This window comes from Actinoplanes palleronii (assembly GCF_016862315.1).
GTDB lineage: Bacteria > Actinomycetota > Actinomycetes > Mycobacteriales > Micromonosporaceae > Actinoplanes > Actinoplanes palleronii.
Genome location: NZ_BOMS01000132.1, coordinates 1 through 10,978 on the forward strand (window position 1 = coordinate 1; position 10,978 = coordinate 10,978).

General features: G+C 72.0%; 7 protein-coding genes. All 7 read right to left on the reverse strand.

The window, feature by feature from the left end:
• The coding region (locus Apa02nite_RS39155; RefSeq protein ID WP_203829557.1) for a substrate-binding domain-containing protein at positions 1–1,037 on the reverse strand (1,037 nt) is incomplete at its 3' end.
• Positions 1,018–2,037 carry an ABC transporter permease gene (locus tag Apa02nite_RS39160; RefSeq protein WP_203829558.1) on the reverse strand — a complete coding sequence of 340 codons (1,020 nt, stop codon included), beginning with the start codon at positions 2,035–2,037 and terminating at the stop codon, positions 1,018–1,020. The genes Apa02nite_RS39160 and Apa02nite_RS39155, both read right to left, overlap by 20 nt.
• Positions 2,034–3,542 carry a sugar ABC transporter ATP-binding protein gene (locus Apa02nite_RS39165; RefSeq protein ID WP_203829559.1) on the reverse strand — a complete coding sequence of 503 codons (1,509 nt, stop codon included), beginning with the start codon at positions 3,540–3,542 and terminating at the stop codon, positions 2,034–2,036. Before Apa02nite_RS39165 ends, Apa02nite_RS39160 begins: the two co-directional genes overlap by 4 nt.
• Entirely contained in the window at positions 3,539–4,696 is a 1,158-nt protein-coding gene (locus Apa02nite_RS39170; protein WP_239164853.1) for an ROK family transcriptional regulator, read from the reverse strand. Before Apa02nite_RS39170 ends, Apa02nite_RS39165 begins: the two co-directional genes overlap by 4 nt.
• 126 nt (positions 4,697–4,822) lie before the next feature.
• Positions 4,823–5,854: a hypothetical protein gene (locus tag Apa02nite_RS39175; protein WP_203829561.1), complete on the reverse strand. Its 1,032-nt coding sequence runs from the start codon at positions 5,852–5,854 to the stop codon at positions 4,823–4,825.
• Positions 5,851–6,402 (reverse strand): RNA polymerase sigma factor, encoded by a 552-nt coding sequence (locus Apa02nite_RS39180; protein ID WP_067686717.1) that lies wholly within the window; start codon positions 6,400–6,402, stop codon positions 5,851–5,853. The genes Apa02nite_RS39175 and Apa02nite_RS39180 overlap by 4 nt, the downstream gene beginning before the upstream one ends.
• A 2-nt stretch (positions 6,403–6,404) precedes the next feature.
• On the reverse strand, positions 6,405–10,978 hold a 4,574-nt coding region (locus Apa02nite_RS39185; protein ID WP_203829562.1), incomplete at its 5' end, for a sensor histidine kinase.

The window sequence follows — 10,978 nt, forward strand, 5'->3', positions numbered from 1 at the left end:
AAGCCGAGCTTGCCGTACTTGGCGGCGTTCTCCTTGGTGATCGTCTCGGAGGCGAGCGTGATCTCCTTGGGCACCTGCAGCTCCACCAGGTCGGACATGCCCTTGCCCTGCCCGATCAGCCGGGCCAGGCTGATCGCCGAGGAGGCCATCGACGGGCTGTAGGTGACCGTCGCCTTGAGCACCGAATCGTCTTTGCTGATGGCGTCGATCGCCGCTTTGGACCCGGCGCCGCCGACCATGAAGAACTCGCTGCGGTTGGCCTGCTTGATCGCGGCCAGCACGCCGATGCCCTGGTCGTCGTCGTGGTTCCAGAGCGCGTCCATCTTGGGCAGGGCCTGCAGCAGCGACGTCGCGGCGGCCTGCCCGGAGTCGGCGGTGAACTCGGCCGGCCGCCGGTTGGCGACCTTGTAGCCGAACACGGCCAGGGCGGCGTTGAAGCCGGCGCTGCGTTCCTGGGTGAGCTCCAGCGAGTCGATGCCGGGGATCTCGCCGATGATCGCGTTGCTGACGCCCTTGGCCTTGAGCTGCCCGCCGATGTACTGCCCGGCGGCCAGGCCCATGCCGTAGTTGTCACCCTTGATCTGCAGCCGGTAGGCGGCCGCGGACGGGAACGCCCGGTCCAGGTTGACCACCGGGATGCCGGCCCGCATGGCTTCCAGGCCGGACGCGTTCAGCTCCTTGCCGTCGTGCGGGAGCAGCACGATCACTGTGGGTTTCTGGGCGATCAGGGTGGCCAGGGCCGAGCGTTGCGCCGCGGCGTCCGCACCGGCCGCGACCGAGCGCAGTTCCACGTCGGCATACGCGGCGGCCTGTGCCTTGGCGTTGTTGGTGATCGCGGCGATCCAGCCGTGGTCGGCGGCCGGAGCGGAGAAGCCGATGATCACCTTGCTGCCGGCCGCGGCGTTCGCGTTGTCGCTGGTATCCGTCTTGACCTGGGCGTCGGTGCCCGGATCGTTGCTGGTGCACGCGCTGAGGGCGACGCCTGCGGTGACTGCCGCGCCACCGAAGAGGGCCCGCCTACGGGTTATCACGGTCATTTCTCCTCCTGAGGAGGTTGGTGAGAGAGCGATAGCGGAACTGCTGCAGGAGCACGGCGGCCACGATGATGCCGCCCTTGACCATGTTCTGAACCTCGCTGGCGAGGTTGTTGATGGCGAACAGATTGGTGATGGTGGAGAACACCAGCACCCCGAAGAGGGCGCCGACGATGGTGCCGCGGCCGCCGGAGAGCAGCGTGCCGCCGATGATCGCCGCGGCGATCGCGTCGAGTTCGTAGAGGTTGGCCATCGCCGCCTGGGCGCTGGTGGCCTGCGAGGTCAGCATGATCGCGGCGATCCCGCAGCACAGGCCGGAGAGCATGTAGAGCAGCAGGGTGTGCCGTTTGACGTTGATCCCGGCGAGCCGGGCCGCCTCCGGGTTGCCGCCGACCGCGACCGTGCGCCGGCCGAACGTGGTCCGGTTCAGCAGCACCCAGCCGGCCACCACGACCGCCGCCAGGATCCAGACCAGCGTCGGGATGCCGAGCACCTTGGTGCTGGCGATGCTGTTGATCGTGTCGTTCGCCGAGACCTGCGTCTGTTTCCCGGAAATCTGCGCGGCCAGACCGCGGGCCGCGACCAGCATCGCGAGGGTCGCGATGAAGGGAACCAATTTCCCGTACGCGATGAGCACACCGTTCACGAGTCCCACGGCGATGCCGACCACCAACGCGGTGAAGATCATCCCGACCGCGCCGTAGCTCTGCGTGGCCAGGGTGGTGGACCAGACCCCGGCGAGCGCGATGATCGCCCCGACCGACAGGTCGATGCCCCCACCGATGATCACAAAGGTCATCCCGACCGTGACCACGCCGATCGCGGACGCCTGCTGCAGGATCACGAAGATGTTGTTCTTGACCCAGGCCGGGTCGGAGTACAGCTCGGGCCTGGTGATGATCCCGACAAGCACCAGGATGACCAGTACCCCGACCAGGCCGAGGTTGCGTAGGACGTTCTCGTCGAATCGATGCGGCTTGGCAAGCGCCGTTCCGGCGGTCACGCGGCCTCTCCCTCCATCAGCGACCCCGCCATCACGAGGTCGAGCACGGCGTCCTCGTCGAGCTCACCGGCCGGCGCCTCGCGGATCACGCGGCCCTCCCGCATGACCAGCACCCGGTCGGACAGGCCGAGCACCTCGGGCACCTCGCTGGAGACCAGCAGCACGCCGACACCGCCGGCGGCCAGGTCGTGGATCACCCGGTAGAGCTCGGCCCGGGCGCCGACGTCGACGCCACGGGTCGGTTCGTCGAGCAGCAGCAAGCGGGTGTGCCCGAGCAGCCAGCGGCCGACCACCACCTTCTGCTGGTTGCCGCCGGAGAGCGTGCGGACCGGGCGCTCCACGTCACGCGGGCGCAGGTCCAGTTCCTCGGCGGTGCGCCGGGCGGCGGCCCGTTCGTCGCGGGCTCCGGTGAACCCGACCGTGGCGAAACCGGTGAACGACGCCAGGGTCATGTTCTTGAAGACCGGTTCGTCGAGCAGCAGCGCCTGGCTCTTGCGCTCCTCGGGGGCCATGCCCATGCCCCGGGCCACGGCCGTGCCGACGCTGGTGATCCGGCGGCCGTCCAGGGTGACCGTCCCGGTGTCCGCGCGGCGCCCGCCGTAGATCGTCTCGAGCAGTTCGGAGCGCCCCGAGCCGACCAGCCCGGCGATGCCGACGATCTCACCGGGCCGGACGGTGAGGCTGACCCCGGCGAACTCACCGGCCCGGCTGAGCCCGTCGACGACGAGCAGCGGTGCGGTGTCCGGGTCGGCGCCGGCACGCGGCGGGAAGTCGTACTCAAAAGGTCTTCCGGTCATCTTGCCGACCAACTCCCTGGTCGGAGTGTCGGCCGGAAGCCCGGCGGCGGTGGTCCGGCCGTCCTTGAGGACGGTGACCCGGTCGCCGATCTCGCGGATCTCGGCGAGCCGGTGCGAGATGTAGACGACCGCGATGCCGTTGCCGGTCAGCTCCCGGATGATCCGGAACAGGTTGCCGACCTCGTCGTGGGCCAGGACCGCGCTCGGCTCGTCCATCACGATCAGACGGGCGTCGTGGGAGAGCGCCCGGGCCATGCTGACGATCTGCTTGCCGGCGGCCGGCAGGTCCTTGATCAGCCGGCCCGGCGGGATCTCCGGGTGGCCCAGGCTCGCCATGATCGTGCGGGTGGCGGCCGCGGCGGTGCGGCGCCGGGTAAAACCGGCCCGGCTCGGCTCGTGGCCCAGGAAGACGTTCTCGGCGACGGACAGGTCGTCGACCAGGTCGAGTTCCTGATAGATGGTGGCGATGCCGGCCCGCATGGCGGCCTGCGGTGAGGCCGGTGCGAACGGCTCACCCTGCCAGAGCAGCGTGCCGGAGTCGGCGCGGTGCACCCCGGCGAGCACCTTGATCAGGGTGGACTTTCCGGCGCCGTTCTGACCCAGCAGGCAGTGCACCTCACCCGCGCGGACCTCCAGGTGCACGCCGTCGAGGGCGCGGACGCCGGGGAACGTCTTCACCACGTCGGTGAGTTCCAGGACGGTGCTCATGGCACCTGCTCGAAGGCCGCGTCGCTGGCCAGTACGGCCGCACCGGTCACGCCGGCCCGGCCGCTCAGCTCGGAGAGCACCACCGGGAGGTTGCCGGTGGCCAGCGGCAGCGAGCGCCGGTAGACCACGCTGCGGATCTCGGCGAGCAACACGTGGCCGAGCTGCGCCAACCCGCCCCCGATCACGATCATCGACGGGTTGGCGAAGCTCACCAGGGCGGCCAGGACACCCCCGAGCCGGCGACCGCCCTCGCGGATCAACTTGATGCAGACCACGTCACCCTCGGCCGCACCGTCCGCGACATCCTTGGCGGTGAGCACCCGCGACCGGCCCAGCCGCTCGGCCAGGGCGGGGGAGGCGCCGGACCGGGCCGCCGCGAGGGCGTCCCGGGCCAGCGCGGCCCCGCTGAACACCGCCTCCAGGCAGCCGGTGTTGCCGCACGAGCAGACCGGGCCGTTCGCGTCGACCTGGATGTGGCCGATGTCGCCGGCGCACCCGTCCACCCCGCGGTAGACGTCGCCGGACAGGTGGATGCCGCAACCGATCCCGGTGCCGATCTTCACGAACAGGAAGTCGTCGACCGAGCGGGCCACCCCGCCGTGTCGTTCGCCGACCGCCATGATGTTGACGTCGTTGTCCACCACGACCGGGCAGCCGTGCTCGCGGGCCAGCAACTCGCGGACCGGATAGCGGTCCCAGCCGGGCATTATCGGCGGGGACACCGGCACCCCGTCGCGGAAGCTGACCGGGCCCGGCACCCCGATCCCGACGCCGTCGAGCCGGTCGTGAGCTCCTTCGACGCGGGCCTTGGCGAGCAGCTCGCTGACCCGGTGCAGGATCGCTTTCGGGCCCTTGCGGATGTCCGCGGCCTCCCGGTACGCCGCGATCGTCTCCATCCGCCCGTTGACCACCTCGACGTCGATCGAGTCGGCGCCCAGGTCGACGGCGGCGAACCGCAGTCGCGGGTGCAGCTCGACCAGGGTGGACCGGCGTCCACCGCGGGAGGCGGCCATCCCGGCCTCGGCGATGAAGCCGGCCTTGACCAGCCGGCCGACCTCACTGGTCAATCTCGGACGGGTCAGCCCGAGCCGGTCGCCCAGCTCGGCCCGGGAGACCGGCCCGTCATCCCGGAGCGCGCGCAGAATCGGTAACACGACGGACACCTCACCTTTCGCGGTGTGTTCGCCGTCACGTTAGGACGCTTCTGTTGCCCGGGTCCAGACCTTTGTACGAAGTAGACAGAACTTTTGTCGCTCCGTGCAAAAGTTACCGCGCTCGATTCACGCGCACTCGAGGTCGTTCCGGTAGTCGCGAGGGACGTGACCGCCGGCCACCTCGTCGGCGATCTGCCAGAAACCCTGTGCCCAGGCGCCCTCGCCGGCCATCCACTTCAGGATCTGCCAGTCGTGGCTGGAGCCCATCGCGTCGGTGGCCTTCTCGGCGGCGGCGTCGTCGTCCTTGTTCTTCGCGCGCTGCAGCTCGGCGATCCAGGCGCAGCCGACCTGGCCGATCACCCGGGCGCCGAAGTGGTACTTGGAGTTGGTGCCGATGCCGTCCAGCGAGCCGACGTCGAAGCCGGGCGGCACCGGCACGTCGGCGAGGATCTCCCGGGCCGACGACTCGATCCGGTCCGGGGTGACGATCGCCGCGGGCATGGCGGCCAGCCAGGTCTTCGCGTCCACCTGCTTGATCTTCGGCAGCAGCGCGTCGAACGTCGCCTTGGTCCACGGGCCCTGGCTGACCCGCAGCTCGACGAAGATGCCGTCGCGCGGCCGCAGCATGATCGCGTAGTCCTTGTCCTCGGTGTACGTGAAGATGTTGCCCTGCCAGTCACCGGCCTTGCCGAGCGCCGGCTTGCTGACGTGCAGCCGGTCGGCGTAGTAGCTCTGGTAGGCGGACGCCGGGTACCAGGTCATGTCGAGGACCAGGTCACCCTTGGCCCAGAAGATGTCACCACTGTGGTCGGCGAAGCCGGAGACGTCGGTGGGCGCCCAGCCGGGCTCGTCGATCAGCAGCCGCGGGCTGGACTCGGTGGCCTGCAGGGTCAGCCCCGGCTTGCTCGCCGACACGGCTGGTCCACCGGCTTTGTAGTCGGTATCGGTCTGCATACGGCTCACCGCACCCAGGCCGATCACGCCGACCAGGGCGGCGGCGGCACCGATCGGGACGAGATAGCGGCGCTTCTGGGAAAGCGGAACGGGCGTGGACATGATCTCCTCCAGGAGCTCGTGCTCGGCCCCGCGGAGATCGATCAGGTCGGGACGGTACGGGTCGGCGTCGCGAACCAGGCGGTCCAGGCGGTCGTCGTTCATCGGCCCTCCTTCGGGGTCGGTACGGTCAGGACGCTGAAGACATGTCCGGGTGGGCCGAGATCGTCACCGACGAGTTCCCGCAGCCGGGAGCGGGCCCGGGACAGCCGGGTGCGCACCGCCGCCGCGTTCACCCCGAGCACCTCGGCGATCTCGCGCGGCTCCAGCCCCTCCCACACGGTCAGGGTCAGCACCTCACGATCCAGCTCGCCGAGCCGGGCCAGCGCGTCGTGCACGGCGAGACGCTCCGGGACCTCGTTCGCCGGGTCGGGGACCACCGAGCTGAGCCGGCGGCGCAGCCGCTCGCCGAGGTGCTGCCGGCGTATGCCGCCGCGATGGTGGTTGGCCAGCACGCGGCGGGCCACGCCGTACAGCCAGAGGCGGGTCTCCGGGCCGGTCGGCATCTCGTGGCGGCGGCGCCAGGCGATCAGGAACGTCTCGGCCACCACGTCGGCCGCGTCCGCGGGCTGCTCGACCCGGCGCAGGGCGTAGCCGAGCAGGGGCTGGAAGTCGGCGGCGTACGTCTGCCGGAAATGGTCGTCGGGGCTCACGGTCACCTCATGTCCGGATGCGCACCCATCGTGACAGGCCCGGCCGAGGGAAGTGTGAGGATGAAATCGGAGCCACGGACCCGGGCCGGACGGTACTGCACGTCGCCGCCGTTGGCCCGGGCCAGCTCGCGGACGATGTACAGGCCCAGGCCGGTGCCGGCGACCTTGCCGGCGGTGGTGGCGGCCCGGGCGAACCTGTCGAAGAGCCGGTCCCGGAAGTCCGGCGGGACACCCGGCCCGCGATCGGAGACCTCGACGACGACCTGGCCGGGGCCGGCGCCGTGCGCGACGATCGCGGTGACCCCGCCGCCGTACTTGACCGCGTTGCTGATCAGGTTGGTGAGGATCTGGTCGAGGTGGCCGGGTTGCGCGGCCGCGGTGAGGTCCCGGGGGCAGGAGACCGCGACCTCGGTCGCCGCGGTGGCGCCCAGCGCCGCCTCGATGTGCTCGGCGATCCGGACCGGGCTCGGCGACGCGGTGAGCCGGCCGGCGTCGATGCTGACCATGGCGAGCACCTCGTCCACGATGCCGGTCAGCCGCCGGGTGGTGCGATGCACCCGGACGATCAGCTCTTCGGCGGAGGCCGGCAGCGGATCACCGGTGAGCACCAGGTCGAGGTAACCGAGGATGCTGCCCAGCGGGTTGTTGATCTCGTGACCGAGCATGCCGATCAGGTCGGCCTTCAGCTGGTTCGCGGCTTCCAGCTGCCGGTTGCGGTCGGCCAGCTCGGCGGTGCGGGCCCGTACCTCGCTCTCCAGCGAGTCGTAGAGCAGGGCGTTGTCCAGCGAGACGGCCAGCTGCCCGGCGATCAGCTCGACGCTCGCCAGGCGGCCGGTGGAGAACACTCCGCGCTGCCGGTGGTTGGCCAGCACCAGCACGGCGGCCTCAGCGTTGTGACAGGCCACCGGGATCACCAGCAGAGCACAAACATCAAGACCTTTCAGGTACGGATCATGTGCGAACCGGTCGTCCTCGGTCGCGTCGGTGACCAGCAGGGGCTGGTGGGTGCGCTGCACGTACCGGACCGCGGACAGCGGCAGGCCGGTGCCGGTCGAGCCGGTGACCGCCGTGGTGTGCCAGTCCGGTTCGTCGCGGTGGCGCAGGCCCAGGCGTACGTCGGTGGCGCCGGTCATCGCGCTCAGCACGTCACCGACCTGCGCGGTGAGCCCGGCCAGCGTGGTCTGCGAGCTGAGGGCCCGGGAGGCGCGCAGGATCGCCATCAGGTCCAGGTGATCGGCTCCGCCGCCAGGGCCGCTGCTCACCGTCGTACGCAAAAAGGGGTGTTGGGTCTCCAGACGCGCCACCGGTCCGTCGGCGCCCCACGCCCGGTACGCGTCGCAGGCCTCGGACAACAGCCGCTCGCCGGTGTGGATCAGCCCCAGCTCGAGGTGGAAGCGGGCGGCCCGCTCGGCCAGCAGCGCGTGATGCCACGGCCGCCCGGTGACCGTGTGCAGCCCCTCGTCGAAGCACCGGGTCGCGGTCGTGGTGTCACCCCGCGCGTGGGCGATCTCGGCGTCCACGAGCAGCAGCAGCGGCCGGAAGTTGTGCGGAGCGTCGGCGGCCCGCCGGGCCAGCCAGTCCCGGGCGTCGCCGAGCTCCGGCGCGGCCTCCGGGGACGACGCCCCGGCCAGGCTCAGGCAGCGGGTCACCCGGGCCAGCGCCGAGACGTAGAACCCGCGGATCGCCCCGCTGTGCGCCATCGCCGCGGCCGAGTGCGTGTCCAACGCGGCCGGGTCGTCGCCGAGCAGCGCGGCCAGTGCCCGCGTCTGGTGGTAGGTGGCCAGCGCCGGCGGATACCCGGCGACCTCGTCCAGGTAGGCCGCCTCGTCGAAGTCGGCGCCGGCGAACGAGCCGGGCGCGCCGGTCCGCCCGCGCAGCACCCGGATCAGCTGCTGGTGTCCGTGAGCGATCAGCCGGGCGTAGCGGTTGCCGGTCCGTTCGGCGAAAGCCAGCGCCGCGGTGGTCTCCTCGGCGCACGTCTCCAGCGAGTCCTCGGTCTCCAGCAGCAGGGCCAGCAACCGGGCCGCCTGCAGCCCGGCGACCTGCACGTCCCCGGCGGCCAGCAGATCGTCGCGGGCCTGCTGCGCCGCGTCGGTGATCTCCTCGAGCGGCTCCAGCCAGTGTGCGGCCAGCATCAGGTGCATGTACGCGGTGAGCGCGGTACCGGCCTGGTACCCGTGCGCGCGCCCGACCTCGAGCGCGTGCCGGGTCAGCAGGTACCCGCTGCGGTAGTCGTCGAGCAGCCCGATGGTCACGCAGATCGCCGCGCCCATCGTGCTGACCAGCGGCGCGCACACGCCGTGCCGCTGCCACAGGGTGTGCGCCCGCAGCACCAGCCAGGCGTGCCGCACCGGGTCGATCAGGAAGGCCGGCGCCAGCATCCGGTTCAGGATCCCGCTGACCGCCACGATCGCCGGGTCGTCCGTCTCCACGTCGGGGTAGGCCGGCCCCGCGCTGACCACCCAGTCGCGCAGGCGGGCGGCCGCGCGCTGGTTGTCCGCCTCCAGGCCGGCGGGCGGCTCGACACCGAAGCGCCGCAGGGCGTCGAGACCGAGAGCGATCGCGGCGCGGCACTCGCCCCGCTGGGTCAGGCTGTTTATCTGTACGGCGGTGGCACCGGCCAGCGTGATCGGACCGGGTGTGCGGGCGGCGAGTTCGCGGTAGATCCGGTCGGCCTCGATGTGCCGGCCCAGGCAGTAGAGCGCGGCGTGCCGGTCCACCGCCACCGCGTCCCGGGCGGTCACGTCGGCCGGTCCGGTCATCGGGGCCAGGATCCGGTCGGCGGCCGACAGCAGCTCCTCGGCGACCGGATAGTTGGTCATCTGCGCGGTGCGGCGCCCGGCCCGGTGCAGCAGGGCGGCCGCGGTCCGGCGCTCCTCGTCCGAGCCGATCAGCCCGGCGACCGCGAGGTACTGCTCGGCGGCCTCCTGCTCATAGTCGCCGTGCCCGGCCAGCCGGCGGGCCATGTCCAGTTGCAGGCGGTCCAGCTCGGCGTGCGGCAACCCGTCCCGGGCGGCCTGCAGCACCAGGTCGTGGCGGAACCTGATCGCACCGGCCACGGTGATCAACCCGTCCGCGACGGCCGGGGCGAGACGGGTGGCCACGGTGTCCGCGGGGGTGCCGGTGGCGGACGCCAGCAGCTCCGGGCGGGTGTCCGCGCCGAAACAGGTCAGCGCGGCGAGCAGCCGCCGGGTAGCCGCGGGCTGCTGCTCCAGGCGGGCGGCGAGCAGTTGCGGCAGCCGGTGCCGGGCGACGAACGTCCGGACGTCGGCCGGGTCCCAGCACCACCCGTCCTCGGTCGCCGCCAGCAGGTTGTCCGCGCGCAGGGCGTTGATCAGCTCCACGGTCGCGTACGGGTTGCCATCGGCGGCCGGCCCGATCAGGTCGGCGAGCCGGCCCGCCGGTTCCGGCGCGAGACGCAGCACGGTCCCGGCCAGCTCGGTCAGGCCGGGACGATCCAATCCGGTCAGCCGGACCGGCGGGCCGGCCACGCCGTCGCGCTGCCAGCGGGCCAGCAGCGGGGCCAGCGGATGATCCGGCCCGACCTGCTCGTCCCGGTACGTGGCCACCAGCAGCAGCCCGGCGACCGGACCGGTGGCCAGCATCCCGTCCAGCAGCCGCAGCGACGAGCTGCTCGCCCACTGCAGATCGTCGATCAGGACGACCAGGTGGCGGCGGGACACCACGGCGCGCAGCAGCGCGGCGACCGTGACGCTGAGCCGGGCCGGCGCGGTCAGCGGGTCACCCGGGCCGGCTGTCGACTCGATGCCGAGGAACGTCGCCAGCTCGGGGATCACGCCGGCGATCACCGGGGCGTTCGGGCCGAGCGCGGCGAGCAGGCGCTTACGGTCGCCGGCCGCCTGCTGCTCCGGCTCGGCGAGCAGCAGGCGGGCCAGGGAGCGGAGCAGTCTTGCGATGCCGCCGCTGTTCGTACCGGTCCGGAACTGATCGTATTTTCCGGCGACGAACCACCCGCCCCGGTCGGTGATCGGCGCCCGCAGGGTCTGCACCAGGGCGCTCTTGCCGATCCCGGGCGGGCCGCTGACCAGCACGGCCGGTGCGCCGGTGGCCATCGCGCGGTCCAGGGCGCCGGCCAGGGTGCGGATCTCCGGATCCCGGCCGACCAGGGTGGCCGGTGGCGCCAGGAACGCCGGGAAGTCGCGTTCGGCCAGCTCCCAGGTGCCGTCCGGATCGACGGTCGCGCGCGCCAGGTCGTGCGCGAGGCCCTCGGCGCTCTGGTAGCGCTGGTCCGGGTCCTTCTCCAGCAGCCGCATCACCACGGCGGCGAGCCGGGGCGGGAGATCCGGGGCCGGCGGGGTGTCGACGAGCGTGGCGCGGACCAGCTCCAGCTGGTCGGCACCGGTGAACGGCGCCGCGCCGGTGGCCAGGGTGTAGAGGGTGGCGCCGAGTCCGTAGAGGTCGGCGCGGCGGTCGGTGGGCAGGCCGGTGCGGCCGGTCTGCTCCGGCGCCAGGTAACCGAGGGTGCCGACCGGGCCGTGCTCCGGCTCCGGGGTGACTGCCTCTTCCGGCTTCGGGGTGGCGGCCGTGCTTTCTTTCGGCCTCCGGGTGGCGGCCG

Coding starts and splice junctions, on each gene's coding strand:
- Apa02nite_RS39165 (WP_203829559.1), bottom strand. CDS start 3,542: ATGAGCACCGTCCTGGAACTCACCGACGTGGTGAAGACGTTCCCCGGC.
- Apa02nite_RS39175 (WP_203829561.1), bottom strand. CDS start 5,854: ATGAACGACGACCGCCTGGACCGCCTGGTTCGCGACGCCGACCCGTAC.